Source organism: Streptomyces sp. NPDC047706 (assembly GCF_043204795.1).
Lineage (GTDB): Bacteria > Actinomycetota > Actinomycetes > Streptomycetales > Streptomycetaceae > Streptomyces.
In genome coordinates, this window is the sequence record NZ_JBIDCW010000024.1 from 22,553 (window position 1) to 39,934 (window position 17,382).

Here is a 17,382-nt window from a genome sequence, read left to right on the forward strand (position 1 = left end):
AGAGCATGAGCAATCCGTTCGAGGACCCCGAGGGTGTCTTCCTGGTGCTGGTCAACGACGAGAACCAGCACAGCCTCTGGCCGGACTTCGTCGACGTGCCGGCCGGCTGGCGGGTGACGCACGGCCCCGCCGGCCGGCAGTCCTGCCTGGACCATGTCGAGACGCACTGGACGGACATGAGGCCGCGCAGCCTGGCCGAGTCGATGGACGGCTGACCACGACGGTGGGGCGGTCCCCGGGACCGCCCCACCGTCATGCCGGGGTCAGGACGCGGGCTGCTGCACCTTCGTGTCCGTCTTGCCGTCGACGGCCGCGGCCAGCTGCGGGACCAGCCGTTCGATCACGTACGGCAGGCTGAGCGCGGAGACGAACGAGGTGGCGTTGCCGTAGTCGCTCGCCTCGTTGACGAAGACCTCACGGCCCTCCTTCACGACGGCCAGATCCCTGTACGAGGCGTCCTTGTGCAGCTTGCCGGAATCCTTGGTGACGTCACCGACGATCCACACGACGGCGTCCTGGTCGAGCAGGTCGGTGCGCTCCTTGCTGATGTTCGCGCCGAACTGGTCACCGATCGCCTCGTCCAGGTCCTCGGGCAGGGCGAAGCCGAGGTCGGTCAGGATCCGCGAGCGCGCGTCCTGGCTGCCGAAGACGAACATGCCCTCGTACGGCGTTGCCATCACCGCGCGGGCACCCTTGAACTCGGGGTGCTCCGCGGCCGCGGCCTCGATCTGGGCCTCCGTGTCCTCGACGACCTTCGCGGCCTCCTCGGGCTTGCCGAGAGCCTGGCCCACCTTCTCGGTCAGCTCCTGCCAGGGCACGCCGTAGTCGTTGTACTCCTCGGGCTGGGCGACGACGGGCGCGAACTTGGACAGCGACTCGTACTGATCCTTGGTCAGTCCGCCGTAGACCGCGAGGATCAGGTCCGGCGCGAGCGAGGCGATCTTCTCCACCTGCGGGCCGGTGCCGGTGTCCTTGAGCACGGTCGGCACCTCGGCACCGCCGAGCTCGTCCTCGGCCCAGGGGCCGATGGCGCCCTTGTAGCCGCCGAGCCACTCGGTGGTGCCGACCGGCACCTTGCCGAGCGCGAGGACGGCGTCCTGGTCGGTGAGGCCGACGGTGACGATGCGCTTCGGCTCGGACGTGATCGTGGTGCTGCCGTACTTGTGGGGGACGGTGACCGGGAAGGCGGACTCGCCGGAGGCGCCTTCCCGGGACCCCGCACCGGTGTCGTCGGATCCGGATTCGTCACCACCGCAGGCCGTGGCGGCGGACAGGAGCAGGAGGGCGGAGGCGAGGGCGGCGGCGAGCCGTGGTGCTCTGCGGGAGCGGAACATCGATGGTCCTTCGTTCTTCGGATTCCTGTGGAGCCGGGCGGTGCGGGGGGTTTCGAGGTGCGTCCGTGGGGTTCAGGTGCCGGTGTCGCGGGTGTCCGACCACGCCCGCCAGATGGCGGCGTAGCGTCCCCCGGCGGCGCGGAGTTCGTCGTGCGTGCCGGTCTCGACGACGCGGCCGGCGTCCATGACGACGACGCGGTCCGCGGTCGCCGCCTGGCTGAGACGGTGGGCCACGATCAGCGCGGTGCGGCCGTCCACCGCCTGCGCGACCGCCTTCTCCAGGGCGCGGGCCCCGGCGCTGCCCGCCTCGGCGGTGGCCTCGTCGAGGATCACCAGGGGCGGATCGGCCAGGATCAGCCGGGCCAGGGCGAGAGCCTGGGTCCGTGCTCCGCTCAGCCGGTGGCCGCCGTCCCCGACGACCGTGGTGAGGCCGTCGGGCAGTGCCTCGGCCCAGCCGAGGGCGTCCACCCGGTCGAGCGCGGCGCGCAGTTCGCCGTCGGTGGCGTCGGGCTTGGCCAGGCGCAGGTCGTCGGTGAGGGGGCCCGCGAAGACATGGGTCTCCTGGGTGATCAGGGCGATCGTGCGGGTGGCGGCAGCGCCGAGTTCGGTGAGCGGCACACCGCCGATCAGGACGGTGCCGGCGGTGGGTTGCTGGATGCCCGCGACGAGCCGGGCCAGGGTGGTCTTTCCGGCGCCGCTGGCTCCGACGAGGGCCACCCGCTCGCCGTGCCGGATCGTCAGGTCGACGTCGTGCAGGACGGGATGCCCGGGCCGGTACGCGTGGCGCAGACCCCGCACGGTGACGTCGACGCCGCCCGACCGGACCGGACGGGTGCCCTCCGGGGGCGGCGGCCCGTCGGTGACCCCAATGAGCCGGGACAGGCCGGCGGTGGCCGACTGGGCGTCGTCGAGGAGGACCAGGGCGGCGTTGACCGGGGTGAACAGGCTGTGGAAGTACAGGGCGGCGGCGGTCGCGGTGCCGATGGACGCCGAGCCCTCGCGGACCAGCCAGTAGCCGGTGAGCAGCACGGCGGCGAGACCGGCGTACTCGGCGATGTGCAGACGGCTGTAGAAGCCCAGCACGAGCTGCACCCCGCGCATCGTCAGCGCCACCACCGACCAGGACCGTGTCGTCACCCGCTCGGTGTGCTCCCGCTCCAGCCGGAACGCGCGCACGGTGGAGCTGCCCGTGACGGTGTCGAGGAGTTGCTGCTGCTGCGCGCTCGCGGCCCTGCGCTGCTCGGCGTAGAGCGGGACGGCACGGGTGACGTACCAGCGGGCGGTGGCCGCCTGGACGGGCACCGCGATCAGGGCGGCCAGCAGGAAACGCCAGTCGAGCAGGGCCAGTGCGCCCAGCGTGAGGACGATGGTCAGCAGCGAACGGGCCAGTTCTGGCAGGGCGTTGCGGATGGCCTCGGCGACGAGGGAGACGTCGGCGGTGACCCGCGCGGTGAGGTCACCGGCGCCGGCCCGCTCGACCCGCTCCAGCGGCAGCCCGAGTGCGCGCTCCACGAAGCGCTCGCGCAGCCGGGCCAGGCTTGTCTCCCCCAGCCGGGAGATCAGCGACAGCCCGAACCCGGCGGTGACGCCCTGCGCCACGGCGACGGCCAGGAGAAGCGCCGCGGTGGTGGTGACGGCGTCGGCGGAGCCGCGGTCGGCGGCCAGGTCGACGATCCGGCCCAGCAGCGGCTGCACGAGCAGCCCGACGGCGGTGGAGGCGACCATCACGGCCAACGCGCCGACGGCCAAAAGGCGCTGCGGGCGCAGCAGTTCCGCGACGGCGGCGCGGGTGCGCGCGGGCGTGGCGACGGGCAGGAGGTGGGCCTGCGCCGTGCGGGGCCCGGTCATGCGAGGACCGCCGTCCGGTAGGCGGCGCGGTCGTGCACGAGCCGCTCGTGGGCGCCGGTCGCGGTGACCCTGCCGTCCTCGATCAGAACGACCCGGTCGGTGACGGCGAGCAGCGCGGGGCTGTTGGTCACGAGGACGGTGGTGCGGCCGCCGCGGACGTCCCTGATCCCCGCGGCGATGCCCGCCTCCGTGACGGCGTCGACGGCCGTGGTGGGCTCGTGGAGCACGAGAACAGGCGCGTCGGCGGCCAGTGCCCGGGCGAGGGCCACCCGCTGCCGCTGGCCTCCGGAGAGCGAGTGGCCGCGCGCGGTGACGGCGGTGGCCGTCCCGTCGGGCAGGGCGCGTACCACCTCGTCGGTGCCCGACGCGGCGATCGCGGCGGTGACGGGCGCGGCGGTGGGGCTGCCGTGCCCGGCGGTCACGTTGTCGAGGAGCGTGCCCTCGAAGAGGTCGGCGTCGTGCTCGGCGACGAGGATCTCCGCGCGCACCTGCGCGAGGCTCAGCGCGGGCAGTTGCGTGCCGTCCAGTTCCACGGTCCCGCCGGCCGGGTCGGCGTGGCGGCCCAGGCAGCGCAGCAGGGCCGTCGCGTCGGCGGGGTCGGTGGTGACCACGCCCACCGTCTCGCCCGGGGCGATGTCCATGTCCACCTCGCGCAGAGAGCCGTACGACAGGCCGCTCAGCCGGAGCCGGCCGGCGTTCCGGCGCGGTACGGCGCCGCCGTGCGGCGGCCCCGGCGTCACGGCCCGGGGTGCGCCGAGCACCTCGGCGATCCGGGCGGCGGACGCCCGGCCCTGCGCCAGCTCGGCGTTGACCCACGAGAACTCGGAGAGCGGGCCGATGAGGAAGAGGGCGAGGGCGACGGACGAGACGAGTTCGCCGAGGCTGATGTCGCCGCGTGCGGTGAGCCGTCCGCCGACGAGCGCCACCAGCGCGAGGAACGCGCCGGTGAGGATCGTGACGACGCCGTTCTGCCAGGCCTCGGCACGGGCCGCGCGCAGGGTGGCGGTCAGCGACTCCTGGCTGGTGCGGCGGTAGCGGGCGACGGCCGCCGGTTCGGCGCGGATGCCCTTGAGCACCCGCAGCCCCGCCACGAGGTCCGCCGCCACGCCCGAGGCCCGCGCCGCGCGTTCCTGCTCGGTCTCGCTGCGGCGTTCCAGGGGCTTGCTCAGCAGATGCACCAGCCACAGCAGCAGCGGTGTACCCAGCAGGACGAGCAGGCCGAGGGGGAGTGAGATACGCAGCAGTACCACCGCGCCAACGACCAGGCCGGTGGCGGCACCGATGCCCACGACGAGCGCCATCGTGACGGCGCCGACCCGCTTGGCGTCCTCGGTCGCGGTGCTGGCCAGTTCCCCGGGCAACCGGCCTTCGTCGGCGCCCCCCTCGGGGGCGAGTACGCGGCCGACGAGCTGGGTCCTGAGCCGGTGCGCCGCGGTCACGGAGGCGCGCTCGCCGGCCCGGGCGCCGAAGCGGAAGCTGTAGGAGAGCCCGACGTAGACGACGGCCAGGACACCGAGCCACAGCAGCAGCCCGCCCGCGTCGCCGGCCACGACGCCTCGTTCCACGGCCAGTCCGATGAGCACCGGCACCAGGGCCTCGCCCGTCTGGTGGCCCATACCGAGCACCGCGCCGAGCGCGACGTCCCGGCGCTGCCCGCCCACCGCATCCCGCAGGACACGCTGTCCCGGCAGGTCCGCTTTTCTCACGCATCCCTCCGGAAGGGGGTCACAGCGCAGACACCGTGCACAAAACTTAGGTAAGGCTAATCAGATCTGGCTCGCGCGGCTACCCCCTTGGGGGTTCGCGGCGGCGTCGTCGACACGGGCGAGCCGGTAACCGGTGTTCGTACGCGTAACCGCCACGCCGTCCGGTCCGGCTCGACCGCGCGCGGCGCGCCGCGAGGATCGGCGCGCTCACCTTCGGGCGCTCCTTGCGCAGCCGGCAGAGGGCCGCCCGGGGCGTGCCGGCGAGCGCGGCCGCGACAGGAATGCTGCGCGCCCGCCCGAATCGCCTGGAGCAGCACCGGCAGCGCGACGGCGCTCGGCGGACGTCCGCGCCGTTCGCCTCGCACCCGTGCGACCGGGCCAGTGCCCGCGCGCCCGACATGGCCGCGGCGAACGACGGGTTGCGGACCTGCCGGTTGAGCGGCAGCCGTTCCGGCGCCCCGGCGGCCGCCGCGCAGCCGGCCGGGCCGAAGCCCAGGGCCGCCGCCCGCACGGCCTCCGCCATCCGGGCCGGCGTCTCCTCGCGCAGGCTCGGACCGCGCCCCGGCGCGGCGAGCAACTCGTCGTCGAGTCCCTGTTGCGCGTCGATACATGCCGGGCACACCATCGGCCCAGGCCGCCAACTCGCGGTGGGGGCCCACCGTTTCCGCCACCGCGTCGACGCCGCCCACGCCTGCCACTGGGAGGCCGACGCCGGAAGCCTCACCCCGGGCAAGCGGGCCGACCTCGTCGTGCTCGGCGACGACCCGTACCGGGTGGATCCCTCCCGGATCGGGGACATCGAGGTGCTGCGGACGTTCCTGGAGGGCGAGGACGGTCTCTGACCGGGGGAGCCCCAAAGCCCCCGCCGGCCCGCCACGCCGGCCGCCACACCACGGCACCCCGCCCTCCGCGCCGCCGCGCCGTCCGCGCACTAGCCTGCGGTCATGGGACTCGGCCTGCTGTTCGCGCTGTGCGCCGCCGTCTTCATGGGCACGGCGACGGTGTTCCAGGCGCTCGGTGCGCGGCGGGTCGCTCCCGGAGGCGCCGGCGCGGCGGTGCGGGCCACCTGGCAGTGGCCGTTCGTCGTCGGCGTCGCGCTCGACACACTGGGATTCGGCGCCGAGCTGTTCTCGCTGCGCTCGGTCCCGCTCTTCCTGGTCGAGGCGGCGGTCGCCGGCGCGCTGGCCGTGACCGCGCTCGTCTCGGCGCTGGTGCTGCACATCAGGCTGCGACGGGTGGAGTGGGCCGCCGTCGCCGCGGTGTGCGGCGGGCTGGCGGTGATGGCGATCACGGCGGGGCGTGAGACCGGCGGGGACGGCGACATGAGAATGCGGCTCGCGGTGCTGGTGGGCTCGGTGGGTCTCGCCCTGGTGAGCTGGGCACTGGCGCCGCGCCTGCGCAACGTGCGCCATCGCGCGGCCGTGCTGGGCGGGCTGGCGGGAGTCAGCTTCGGCGTGACGGCCGTGGCGGCCCGGCTGCTGCCGGAGCTGTCCCTGCCCGCTCTGCTCGCCGATCCTTCGGTCTACGCCGTGATCCTGTCCGGGATCACCGGCTACCTGCTGCTGATCGAGGCCCTCCAGTCCGGTTCGGTCACCTCCGCCACCGCGGCGATGGTCATCGGGGAGACCGTCTGGCCCGCCCTGTTCGGCATCATCTGGCTGGGGGACACCACCCGCCACGGGCTCGCGCCGCTGGCCGTCGCCGGTTTCGCTGCCTCCATCGCGGGAGCCCTCGCGCTGGCCCGCTTCGGGGAGGCGGACGAGCACGCGCCCTAGGGCCGCCGCCCCGCCCGGAGCCGCCGTGCCCGTCAGGACGGCACCTCGTTCGCCGTGCTGCCGTGCTGCCGTGCTGCCGTGCTGCCGTGCTGCCGTGCCGCCGTCACGCCTGACCAGCTCCACCGGACCCGCATGGCCAGGCTGGTTGCTCATTCGTGCTCGCAACAGGCTGCATTCGAGCAACTATTGACACTCCGTCGTCCGCTCGACAAAGTCGTTCGGCAACAGGAGCAGTCGGCCACCCACAAGGGAGCGTTCAGCGCCATGCATGAAATCCCTGCTGTCTCACGCCGTACTCTCATGGGCGGGGCCCTCGCCTCCGGTGCCGTCGTCGCGGGGCTCGGCACCACGGCCGCCGCCGCACCGGACGCCGCCCACGCGGCCGCGGACACCCCGCCGGCCCGGCGGCACGGCCAGAAGTCAATGATCAACGTCCCCTTCGATGCGTACCGGACGGTCCGCGTCGCCCTGATCGGCCTCGGCAACCGGGGCCACGGCATGGCCTCGGGGTGGGCCGCCGTCCCCGGCTGCACCGTGACGGCCGTCTGCGACGTCCGCCCCGACCGCGCCAGACGGACCGCCGACAAGCTGGTCTCCGAGGGCAGGCCCCGTCCCGCCGAGTACGGCGGCTCCGCCGACGCCTACGCCCGCATGCTGCGCCGCGAGGACATCGACCTCGTCTACGTCGCCACGCCCTGGGAGTTCCACTACGAACAGGGCCGCGCAGCCCTGCTGTCCGGCAGGCACGCCATCGTCGAACTGCCCGTCGCCACCGAACTGCGCGAGCTGTGGGACCTCGTCGACACCAGCGAGCGGACCCGCCGGCACCTCTTCCTGTCCGAGAACTGCTCCTACGGCCGCAACGAGCTTGCGATGCTCAGGATGGCCCACGACGGCCTCTTCGGCGACGTCACCAACGGACACGGTGGTTATCTGCACGACCTGCGCGCACTGCTGTTCTCCGACACGTACTACACCGACTCCTGGCGGCGGTTGTGGCACACCCGCAGCACCGCGTCGCTCTACCCCATGCACGGTCTCGCCCCGATCGCCGCGGCCATGGACATCAACCGCGGCGACCGCTTCACCACGCTGCGGGCCACCTCCACCGAACCCCGCGGTCTCGCCGACTACCGCGCGCGGTTCGTCCCGCGGTCGCACCCCAGCTGGAAGGAGACCTACATCAACGGTGACCTGGTCACCTGCCTGATCGACACCGCCCAGGGCCGGGTGATCCGCGCCGAGCACGAGGTCAGTTCGCCCCGCCCCTACAGTCGTATCAACTCGCTCGCCGGCAGCCGTGGCATCTTCGAGGACTACGCCGGCGTGACCTCCGCGAGCGGCGGCCGCGTCTATCTGGAACCCGATCACAGCGGCCACACCTGGCGGTCGTTCGACGCCTCTCGCAAGGAGTTCGACCACTGGCTGTGGCAGAAGATCGGTGACGACGCGGAGAACAACGGCGGCCACGGCGGGATGGACTACGTCCTGCAGTGGCGCACCGTCCAGCAGATGCGTGCCGGGCTCGTCCCCGACATGGACGTCTACGACGCCGCCGCCTGGTGCTCCCCGGTCCCGCTGAGCGTCAAGTCCCTCGCGGCGGGCGGCCGGCCGGTCGCCGTGCCCGACTTCACCCGTGGCTCCTGGGTCAACCGCCGCACGGGTCTCGACTCACGCCCCACCGACATGCCGCCGGTCAGCTGAGCCGGCCCCCTCACACCACAGCGGCGCGCGGCGCGCCGCCCGGTCGATGCCGACGGGGCGGCGCGTTTCGCATGCCGCCCGCCGGTCGTGTGCAGCACTTCACCCCGCCCGGTCCTGCCGCAGGCGTATGAGATGACGAGTTCGTCTGACATGATGTGCCGCGAAAAAGGCGACGGCGGAACGAGGAAGCCGGTGTGAATCCGGCGCGGTCCCGCCACTGTGATCGGCGAGCGGATCCCGGACGCCCACTGCCCGGATGCGGGTGGGAAGGGCGGGACGAGCACTGACCCGAGAGCCAGGAGACTCACGCGGTCGCCTCCTCGACGTGACCGGGGCGGATTTCCCCGGGGAGGAGGGCTGGTTGTGACGCCTGCCGAGACATCACGGGACGGTGCCGTGCCGTGCCGGGTCGTGGTGTGCCGTGACTGCTGCTGCGGCAGCCCGAAGGTGAGCGGTGTGGACCACGAGGCGCAGGCCCTGCGGCTCGCCGAGGAAGCCCCGGTCCGCATCACCGACTGTCTCGACGTGTGCGCCCAGGCGAACGTCGTCGTCGTGCAGCCTTCGTCCGTGGGGCGTGCCGCGGGAGGCCGGCCGGTCTGGCTCGGCCTCGTCAACGACTCCGCAGCGACCGAGGACGTCGCCGCCTGGGTACGGGCGGGCGGCCCGGGCCTCGCGGCGCTTCCCGACATCCTGGACCTCCACGTCTTCACCCCGCCCCGGCGTGCCCGGACCGGGCCGCTCGTGACGCCCGCTCCCGGGCCGGCGGCCTGACGGTCGCAGAACCGTTCGCCGTCACCGCCCGCCGCTCACACCCGCCGCACCCGGGGCGTCCACGACCGGCCGTACCCGGCCGACTTCCCGGACCGCACCCCGCACTGTTCCGCGTTCCACCCTCCGGTGAGAGGACCAATCCATGATGGGCAAGCGCCCGCTCCCCCTGCTGTCCGCCCTGGCCGCCGCGGCCCTGCTGATGTCCGGCTGCGGTGGCGGCTCCACCCGGGACGACGCCGCGCAGGCGGGTCCCGCCGCCGAGGGCTTCCCGGTCACGCTGTCCAACTGCGGGGTGAAGACGACGTATCAGCGGCCCCCGCAGCGGGCCGTGTCGCTGAACCAGCACGCCACCGAGGTCATGCTGGCGCTCGGTCTGGAGAAGTCGATGGTGGGCACGGCCTACCTCGACGACAAGATCCTCCCCGAGTACCAGGACGCCTACGACAACATCAAGGTCATCGCCGAGGAGTACCCGTCCTTCGAGACGCTGCTGGCCGCCGAACCCGACTTCGCCTACGGCGGTTTCGCCAGCACCTTCGACGAGAAGGAGGGCCGCAGCCGCGACGCCCTGTCCAAGGCGGGCATCAACTCCTACCTGAACATCGAGGAGTGCCCGACCGGGCCCGTGACCATGGCCACGATGGACCAGGAGATCCGTAACGTGGCCAAGATGTTCGGCGTGCCGGACCGGGCCGAACAGGAGCTGAAGAAGCTCCACTCCACCCTGGACACGGTCGAGGAGGAGCTCGCCGGCGTCACCCCGGTCAAGCTCTTCGTGTACGACAGCGGCGACAAGACCGCCTTCACCGCGGGCGGCGCGGGCATCGGCAACGAGATGATCGAGCGGGCCGGCGGCGTGAACCTCTTCGCCGACCTGGACAAGGCCTTCGGCGACGTGTCGTTCGAGCAGGTCGCCGAGCGCGCGCCCGAGGTCGTCGTCATCTACGACTACGGCGACCAGCCGGTGGCGGACAAGAAGAAGTTCCTGCTGGCCAACCCGGCGCTGAAGGACGTACCCGCCATCAGGAACAAGCGGTTCGCGGTACTGCCGCTGTCGTCCACCGTGCTCGGTGTCCGGGTGCCCTCCGGCGTGGAGTCCCTGGCCCGCCAGCTCCACCCGGACCGCTTCAAGTGAGCGGCGCGGCAGACGTCACGGGCGTGACCGACGAGAGCGGTACCGCGCAGGCCGGCACGCGAAAGCCGGTCGAGGCGGACGTCGTCCGGCGCGGCACCAGACTTCCCTACCCCCTCGTCCTGGTGCTGCTGGCCGCGCTGGTGGTGCTCGCGGCCACCTTCGGTATCGCCGCCGGTTCCATCAGCGTCCCGGCCGACCAGGTCTGGGGCATCCTCCTGCACCGCGTGCACCCGGCGCTGGCCGATCCGGTCTGGACCCCGGTCCGCGAGACGATCGTCGTCGACGTACGGCTGCCCCGGGTGCTGCTGTCCGGCGTGGTGGGCGCGGGCCTCGCGGTGTGCGGGATGGCCCTTCAGGCGCTGGTGCGCAACCCCCTCGCGGACCCGATGCTGCTCGGGGTGTCGTCGGGCGCCTCCGTCGGCGCGGTGCTGGTCGTCGTGTTCAACCTCACCCTGTTCGGCGTGTTCTCCCTGCCCGTCGCGGCGTTCCTCGGCGCTCTCGCCGCGCTCGTCGCGGTCTACTTCCTGGCCCGGTCCGGCGGGCGGATGACGACCGTGCGGCTGGTGCTGGCGGGCGTGGCGACGGCCGAGGTGCTGTCGGCCCTGGCCAGCTTCCTGGTGGTCACCTCCAACGACCCCCACAAGACGCAGTCGGCGCTGCGCTGGATGCTCGGCGGACTTGCAGGCACCACCTGGACGGTCGTGTGGATCCCCGTCGGCGCTGTCCTCCTGGGCACGGCTGTCCTGCTCGGCGTCTGCCGGCCGCTCAACCTGCTGCTCGCGGGGGAGGAGGCCGCCGCGGCGCTCGGCCTGGACGTGCACCGCTTCCGGGCCGCGCTGTTCACGCTGGTCGCCGTCATGATCGGCACGATCGTCGCGGTCAGCGGCCAGATCGGCTTCGTCGGCCTGATCATGCCCCATGTGGTGCGGCTGCTCGTCGGCGCCGACCACCGCCGTGCGCTGCCCGCCGCGGCGCTGCTCGGCACGGCCTTCCTCATCACCGCCGATCTCGCGGCGCGCACCGTGATGAGTCCCGAGGAGATCCCCGTGGGCATTCTCACCGCCCTGGTCGGCGGCCCCTTCTTCCTGTGGCTGATGCGAAGGAGGACCGCATGACGCAGACGGTCACGGCCAGGACGGGCGCCACGGCCGCGGCGGCGCCCGGCAGGCTGGCGGTGGAGGACGTCTCGGTCGTCGTGGACGGCCGGGCACTGGTGGACCGGGCGTCGCTGCACGTGGCCCCCGGCGAGGTGGTGGGGCTCGTGGGCCCCAACGGCGCCGGGAAGTCGACCCTGTTGCGCACGGTCTACCGAGCGCTGCGTCCCACCACGGGGCGGGTGCTGCTCGACGGCGAGGACGTCCGGCGGATGCCCGGGAAAAGCCTGGCGCGGCGGCTGGCGGCCGTTCTGCAGGAGTCGGCCGCGGAGTTCGAGCTGTCGGTGTACGACGTGGTGGCCATGGGCCGCACCCCGCACAAGCGGGCCTTCGAGGGGGACGACGCCGGTGACCGCGCCGTCATCATGGCCGCACTGGGCGAGGTCGAGGCCGCCGGCCTCGCGCACGCCCCCTTCAGCCGGCTGTCGGGCGGCGAGAAGCAGCGGGTGCTCATCGCCCGTGCGCTCGCCCAGCGCGCCGGGACGATGGTGCTGGACGAGCCGACCAACCACCTGGACCTACGCCACCAGCTCGACACGCTGCGCCTCGTCCGCCGCCTCGGTGTGACGGCCGTCGTCGCCCTGCACGACCTCAACCTGGCCGCCGTCTTCTGCGACCGCATCTGCGTGATGGACGACGGCCGTGTGGTGACCGCCGGGCCCCCCGGGAAGGTCCTCACCCCCGAACTCCTGGCAGACGTCTACCGCGTCGAGGCCGAGGTGACGGAGCACCCCCGTACCGGTGCCCCGCACATCACGCTGCTTCCGGGCGCCGATTCCTTCGGAAAGGAGTGACGCGCGCTTTCCCACGAAATGCGGGGAGGTTTCTTCGGCATGCGCGAATTCACCAGAAGACACTGCAGTGTTGACGCAGAGATGTGGGAGTCGACATGAACGCCCTGCGGCAGGCCCCCGTCAGCTCCGTCGCCGCCGCGCTGAAGGATGTCGCGGACTTCGGCGGCTTCTTCTCGATCGAGCTCGGCGGCCCGGACGACGGATGGCACCGGATCGAGGACGCGTACGCGGACGGGGTCGCCGACCTGATCGCGGCGACGGCAGGCCGCTACGACACCCGGGAACTGCGCATCGGCGCCTCCATCGTGCAGCTGGGACACGCCGCGCGCCTGTGGTCACCCGTACTGGCCTGCGCCGTCGTCCACGGCATCGTCCCCGACCTGCGCGGGCTGCACCGCGCAGACGACGGGCCCGCCCTGCGTCTGCCGGCCGCACCCACCGGCTGGCACGCCCCTGAACCCCCCCACCTCACCGGCCTGCTGTACGAGGTCGTGGTGGACCGGCAGCTCGACGCGCTGGCCGCCGGGCTGCGGGTCAAGGTCGCGCCCCGGCTGCTGGCGGGCAACGCCGCATCCGCGCTGGCCGAGGCGGCCCGCGCCGTCCTGGCGGCCAGAGGGGATCTGCGCGAGCCGCTCGCAGGGCTCGTCGACGACCTGCTGAGGACCGGCCGGCTGGCCGGCACCGGAAAGGTCCTGGGCCCGGACCTGAGCTTCCGCAGGCGCAGTTGCTGCCTCTATTACCGGGTGCCCGCGGGAGTGAAGTGCGAGGACTGCTCGCTGGCCGAATGAATTCCGGCAATTCCTGGCCGAACAGGGTATTGAGCAATCCGGCGCCACAGCCCTAATCTGACAATGCAATCAGCTCGCAACTGCACAGGATGTGCAAGTGAGTTGGCGGGTCCTGTGCCGATCTGAGGAGGACGCACATGGCGCACCACGGCTGGGCCGAACCTGAGGAGCCCCAGAAGGGCCTGAAGTCCCACACCCCGGCGATCGACGCCCCGTTCGAGTGGCGTGAGGACGTCGAGGACGAGCAGACCGAGAGCTGAGCACCAGGCGGGGGATGACGCACCGTCACCCCCCGCACCTGCCCGTGCCGTACCACCGGACCGGAGAGGAACGCCAGACACCGTGGTGCCAGGCCTCATCGAACGGGTCACCCGCGATCGCCCCCGGGTCGAGACCGTGCCGAGCTGCGTCTCCTACAGCGCCCATCTGTCGGCACGCCCCGAGTACGCCCACCGGGTGGTCGACACCGTCACCGCGGGCGCCGCGCTCGGCGACCACGACAGGGCACGTGCCGCGGCCATGGGCGAAGCGGTCGAACGCTACTGCGGCAACGCCGTTCCGCCCGTACTGACCGTCGCCTCCCACGCCCGGCTGACCCGGGAGGGCAGACCCGCCGTCGACCCCCGGGAGTTCGCCCTCTACTCGCCCTCCCAGCACGCCCGGCGCGGCTTCCCCTTCGTCGCCATGACGCGCGACCTGGAGATCGCCTGGGTGCGGGGCACGGACCTCACCGACGGGGAAGAGGTCCTCGTCCCCGCGTCCCTGGCCTATGTCAACTACTTCCGTGGCCCGCACTGCGCGGAGCCGCCCACCAACTACCCCCTCCTGGCGGGCACGGCCGCCGGCACCAGTCCCGGGCGGGCACGACGCGCGGCGCTGGAGGAGGTGCTGGAGCGCGACGCCGTGACCCTGTGGTGGCTGAGCGGTGCGCCGGCCTCGGTTCTGGTCCCGGAACCGGGCGGCCGCGTCGCCGCCGCGGCCGGCGAGGCCCGAACCGCGGGCCTGAAGGTGACCTTCCTGCACATCCCGTCGACGTACGACGCCACGGTCGCCGGCGCGTTCGTCGAGGACCCCGGACGGCAGCTGGTCGCGTTCGGCAGCGCCTGCCGCGCCACCGCCGAGGAGGCGGCGGCCAAGGCCCTCACCGAGGCCGTCGGCATGCACGAGACCGGTCTGGAACTCCTCGACGACGACGAAGACTTCTGGACCGGGGTCCGCGCGGGCCACCACGGCCACCGGCCCTACCGGCCCTACCGGCCGTACCGGAGCGACCGTGGCTACCGGGACGGCTTCCGGCCCGATCTGCGCGACATCAACGACGTCCGCCTGCACGTGCAGCTGTACCTCGACCCGCGCATGCAGGACTCCCGGCTCGACCGGCTCCGCAGTCCGCGGACCCCGCCGCCCGGCGAGGTCGTCCGCGCGGCGAGGCCCCTCGACCTGCGTACCGTCGCCGTCGATCTGACCACACCGGAGGTCCGTGCCGCGGGGCTGCATGTCGCCCGCGTGCTCGTACCCGGCCTCACCTGCAACGCCCCGGCCGCCTTCCCCTTGCTGGGCGGGCGCCGGCTGTACGAGGAACCGGTCGCTCGCGGCTGGGTGCCCGGCCCGCTCACGGAGGACGGCCTGGTGCTCGATCCCCTGCCGTTCTCCTGACCGTTGTGCACCACCGACGCCCCCCTCACGACGTACGGAAGGAGCGCCGCATGCGCCTCGGGCTGGCCCTCGGCTACGGCGGAGAACCCATCGAGCAGGTGCTGCCGATCGTCGAACGAGCCGAGCGGATCGGTGTCGACTCGGTGTGGGGCGTGGAGGAGTACGGCCCCGACGCCGTCAGCGTCCTCGGCTACCTCGCCGCCCGGACCGAGCGGATCGGACTCGGCTCCGCCGTCATGCAGATCCCGGCGCGCACCCCGGCCGCCACCGCGATGACCGCGATGACCCTCGACATGCTGTCGGGCGGCCGCTTCCGGCTCGGCCTCGGCCTGTCGGTCCCCTGGATAGCCGAGGGCTGGCACGGCCAGCCCTACGACCGGCCCCTGCGGCGGACCCGGGAGTACGTCGGCATCGTCCGCAAGGCGATCGCCCGCGACGAACGCGTCACGCACGACGGTGAGATCTACCAACTCCCCTACCGCGGACCGGGATCCAGCGGACAGGCGCGGCCGGTGAAGTCGGAGATGACCCCGCTGCGGCCCCACATCCCGCTCTACCTGGGCGCCATCGGGCCCCGCAGCGTGGCGCTGACCGGTGAGATCGCCGACGGCTGGCTCTCCGGTCTGTACGCCCCCGAGCACGAGGCGGCCCTGACGCGGCCGCTGGACGAGGGCCTCGCACGGGCCGGCCGCGCACCCGGCGAAGTGAGCATCTGCCCGATCCTCTACGTGGCACGCGCCGGCACCGTCGAGGAGGGCCGCGACGCGCTGCGGCCGCTGTTCGCCCATCTGATCGGAGCGGTCGGCCCCGGCGTCCGCAACACCTACTTCGACGTGGCCTGCCAGATGGGATACGAAGGGCCGGCGCACGCGATCCGCACCCGGCTCGCCGAAGGCCACAAGGGTGAGGCCGTCGCCGCCGTCCCCGACACGCTGCTGGACCAGGTCGCGCTCGTCGGCCCGCTGCCCGCGATCGTCGACCGGATCATCGCCTGGAAGGACTCCCGCGTGGACACCCTGATCCTGCTCGACCGCGACATCGAGCTCCTGGAAGCCGCCCAGGCCGCGCTGTGACGGACTCCTTCCCGGCGGAGCCTGCCGCGGGGGACCCCCATGGGGCTGCCCCTTCGGTGAAGGACTCCTCCGGCGACGAACCGGGCGGGCCGACCCCAGCGGGCGGGCCGGCCCCACCCGCCGAGTCGGCCCCACCCGCCGTCCGGGCCGTCTGGAGGCTGGCGTACCCGCTGCTGATCGCAGGTCTCACCCAGATCGTCCTGAACATCGTGGACACGGTCATGCTGGCCCGCCTGTCCACCGAAGCCCTCAGCGCCTTCGCGCTCGCCGCCCCCGTGTACCTGGTGGCGCTCATCGTCGTTCGCGGCTGGGCGACCGCCGTCCAGGTGCTGGTCGCCCAGCGCCACGGCGCGGGCCGCCCGGACGAGGTCGCCTGGGTGGTCCGCGCCGGTGTTCTCACGGCACTCGGCGCGGGCGTCGTCGTCGGGGCGCTGCTGTACGCGTCGGCCACACCCGTGCTGACCGTGCTCGGCGCCCCGCAGGACCTCATCGGGCCCGGCACCGCCTATCTGCGCGTGCTGGCCTGGGCCGTGCCCGTCGCCGCCGTGTCGTTCACACTCCAGGGCGCCTGTGCCGGGATCGGCGCGACCCGGGTCTCCATGTACACGGCGGTGCTGGTCAACGCCGTGAACCTGCCCCTCGGCCTGCTGCTCGTCTTCCGGGCCGGCCTGGGCGTCACCGGCGCCGCCGTCGCCACCCTGGCCGCCACCGCCGCCGGGACCGGCCATCTGCTGCTGTACTGCCGCACCCGCCTGCTCCGGACGACCGGCGAACCGGCCGGCAGCACCGGGGACATCACGCGAAACCTGTGGCGCATCGGCTGGCCCGAGATGAGCACCCTGGGCATCGGCTACGTCAACGAAGCCCTGCTCGCGGGTTTCGCCGCGCGGATGGGCACCCACGACCTGGCGGCGTACCGCATCGTGGACAACCTGCTCCTGGTGGTCTTCACCGTCCTGGCCTCCGGCGCCTCCGCGGTCATGGTCCTGGCCGGGCAGGAACTCGGCCGGGGCGACCGCGGCCGGGCCGACGACTGGCACCGGGCGGGTACGAGGCTGCTGCTGCTCCTGCTCGCCCTGCCGGCGGCGGTCGCACTGCTCCTCGGACGGCCACTGATCTCCCTGATCACCGAGGACCCGGTGGTCGCCCGGCTGGCCTGGGAGACCACGCCCCTGGCGCTGCTGAGCATGGCACCGATGGTGTTCGCGATGACGCGGGGCTCACTGCTGCGGGCCGCGGGGGACACCCGGTCGGTCATGACCGCGTCCATCACCTCGGACTACACGCTCCTCATCCCGCTCGGCTGGCTCCTCGGCGTCCACCTCGGCCTGGGCCTGACCGGCCTCTATCTGGCCTGGACGGCATTCGCCCTGCTGCACGCCCTGCTGCTCCACCTGCGCTACCGGCGCCGGTTCCGGACCGGGGCGCGAACGCCGGACGCGGCTGTCCCGGGGTAGGGGTGACGGACTGATCTGTTCCGGGGCTCCACCGCATGCCGGGACGGCCCGGAAGGCGGCACCGCCGCGTTGAACGTTGGTGCCGCCCTCTGTCTGCGGTCGGCGCTGCGACCGTTGCGCCACTTCCTGCCGGCCCGGGCATCGGTCCCGACGAGCCGGCAGGCTTCCTCGTTGCTGTGGCCCTGCT

Annotated in this window: 17 protein-coding genes and 1 riboswitch; of the genes, 13 read left to right on the top strand and 4 right to left on the bottom strand. The window is 73.1% G+C overall.

The annotated features are described in order from the left end of the window. Positions 1 to 5: 5 nt before the first annotated feature. Positions 6 to 215, top strand: a complete 210-nt coding sequence (locus ACGF8A_RS25815) for an MbtH family protein (RefSeq protein WP_393112079.1) — start codon at positions 6 to 8, stop codon at positions 213 to 215. Positions 216 to 263: 48 nt separating this feature from the next. On the opposite strand, the gene ACGF8A_RS25820 is transcribed toward ACGF8A_RS25815, so the two are convergent. From ACGF8A_RS25820 to ACGF8A_RS25835, 4 genes are all read right to left on the bottom strand, one after another. Continuing rightward, positions 264 to 1,334 carry an iron-siderophore ABC transporter substrate-binding protein gene (locus tag ACGF8A_RS25820; protein ID WP_393112081.1) on the bottom strand — a complete coding sequence of 357 codons (1,071 nt, stop codon included), beginning with the start codon at positions 1,332 to 1,334 and terminating at the stop codon, positions 264 to 266. A gap of 72 nt (positions 1,335 to 1,406) precedes the next feature. Then, positions 1,407 to 3,182, bottom strand: coding sequence for an ABC transporter ATP-binding protein (locus ACGF8A_RS25825; RefSeq protein WP_393112083.1), 1,776 nt, complete (start codon positions 3,180 to 3,182; stop codon positions 1,407 to 1,409). Continuing rightward, a complete protein-coding gene (locus ACGF8A_RS25830; RefSeq protein ID WP_393112085.1) occupies positions 3,179 to 4,888 on the bottom strand; it encodes an ABC transporter ATP-binding protein in 1,710 nt (569 codons plus the stop codon). The genes ACGF8A_RS25825 and ACGF8A_RS25830 overlap by 4 nt, the downstream gene beginning before the upstream one ends. Positions 4,889 to 4,967: 79 nt before the next feature. Then, positions 4,968 to 5,513: a hypothetical protein gene (locus ACGF8A_RS25835; protein ID WP_393112087.1), complete on the bottom strand. Its 546-nt coding sequence runs from the start codon at positions 5,511 to 5,513 to the stop codon at positions 4,968 to 4,970. Between the two features lie 22 nt (positions 5,514 to 5,535). Between ACGF8A_RS25835 and ACGF8A_RS25840 the strand changes: the two genes are divergently transcribed. The 12 genes from ACGF8A_RS25840 to ACGF8A_RS25895 all read left to right on the top strand — a co-directional run bounded on the left by ACGF8A_RS25840 (position 5,536) and on the right by ACGF8A_RS25895 (position 17,195). Beyond that, the gene (locus ACGF8A_RS25840; RefSeq protein ID WP_393112089.1) at positions 5,536 to 5,730 is read left to right on the top strand and encodes an amidohydrolase family protein; all 195 of its coding nucleotides are present in this window, start codon (positions 5,536 to 5,538) and stop codon (positions 5,728 to 5,730) included. 102 nt (positions 5,731 to 5,832) lie between these two features. Continuing rightward, positions 5,833 to 6,663: a hypothetical protein gene (locus tag ACGF8A_RS25845; RefSeq protein ID WP_393112091.1), complete on the top strand. Its 831-nt coding sequence runs from the start codon at positions 5,833 to 5,835 to the stop codon at positions 6,661 to 6,663. A 264-nt stretch (positions 6,664 to 6,927) separates the two neighbouring features. Continuing rightward, the gene (locus ACGF8A_RS25850) at positions 6,928 to 8,367 is read left to right on the top strand and encodes a Gfo/Idh/MocA family protein (protein ID WP_393112093.1); all 1,440 of its coding nucleotides are present in this window, start codon (positions 6,928 to 6,930) and stop codon (positions 8,365 to 8,367) included. Positions 8,368 to 8,503: 136 nt separating this feature from the next. Then, positions 8,504 to 8,694: riboswitch (cobalamin riboswitch) on the top strand. A 36-nt stretch (positions 8,695 to 8,730) separates the two neighbouring features. Beyond that, the gene (locus ACGF8A_RS25855) at positions 8,731 to 9,138 is read left to right on the top strand and encodes a (2Fe-2S) ferredoxin domain-containing protein (protein ID WP_393112095.1); all 408 of its coding nucleotides are present in this window, start codon (positions 8,731 to 8,733) and stop codon (positions 9,136 to 9,138) included. 142 nt (positions 9,139 to 9,280) lie between these two features. Next, positions 9,281 to 10,273 (top strand): ABC transporter substrate-binding protein, encoded by a 993-nt coding sequence (locus tag ACGF8A_RS25860; protein ID WP_393112097.1) that lies wholly within the window; start codon positions 9,281 to 9,283, stop codon positions 10,271 to 10,273. A 119-nt stretch (positions 10,274 to 10,392) separates the two neighbouring features. Then, the gene (locus ACGF8A_RS25865) at positions 10,393 to 11,388 is read left to right on the top strand and encodes a FecCD family ABC transporter permease (RefSeq protein ID WP_393112255.1); all 996 of its coding nucleotides are present in this window, start codon (positions 10,393 to 10,395) and stop codon (positions 11,386 to 11,388) included. Next, positions 11,385 to 12,221 (top strand): ABC transporter ATP-binding protein, encoded by an 837-nt coding sequence (locus ACGF8A_RS25870; protein WP_393112099.1) that lies wholly within the window; start codon positions 11,385 to 11,387, stop codon positions 12,219 to 12,221. The genes ACGF8A_RS25865 and ACGF8A_RS25870 overlap by 4 nt, the downstream gene beginning before the upstream one ends. Positions 12,222 to 12,316: 95 nt before the next feature. Then, the gene (locus ACGF8A_RS25875; RefSeq protein ID WP_393112101.1) at positions 12,317 to 13,009 is read left to right on the top strand and encodes a (2Fe-2S)-binding protein; all 693 of its coding nucleotides are present in this window, start codon (positions 12,317 to 12,319) and stop codon (positions 13,007 to 13,009) included. A gap of 137 nt (positions 13,010 to 13,146) precedes the next feature. Further along, complete coding sequence (locus tag ACGF8A_RS25880; protein WP_260460595.1) at positions 13,147 to 13,269, top strand: hypothetical protein; 123 nt, start codon at positions 13,147 to 13,149, stop codon at positions 13,267 to 13,269. Between the two features lie 82 nt (positions 13,270 to 13,351). After that, the gene (locus ACGF8A_RS25885; RefSeq protein ID WP_393112103.1) at positions 13,352 to 14,665 is read left to right on the top strand and encodes a YcaO-like family protein; all 1,314 of its coding nucleotides are present in this window, start codon (positions 13,352 to 13,354) and stop codon (positions 14,663 to 14,665) included. A gap of 50 nt (positions 14,666 to 14,715) precedes the next feature. After that, complete coding sequence (locus tag ACGF8A_RS25890; RefSeq protein WP_393112105.1) at positions 14,716 to 15,738, top strand: LLM class F420-dependent oxidoreductase; 1,023 nt, start codon at positions 14,716 to 14,718, stop codon at positions 15,736 to 15,738. A 56-nt stretch (positions 15,739 to 15,794) separates the two neighbouring features. Continuing rightward, positions 15,795 to 17,195, top strand: coding sequence for an MATE family efflux transporter (locus tag ACGF8A_RS25895; protein WP_393112107.1), 1,401 nt, complete (start codon positions 15,795 to 15,797; stop codon positions 17,193 to 17,195). Positions 17,196 to 17,382: the final 187 nt, after the last annotated feature.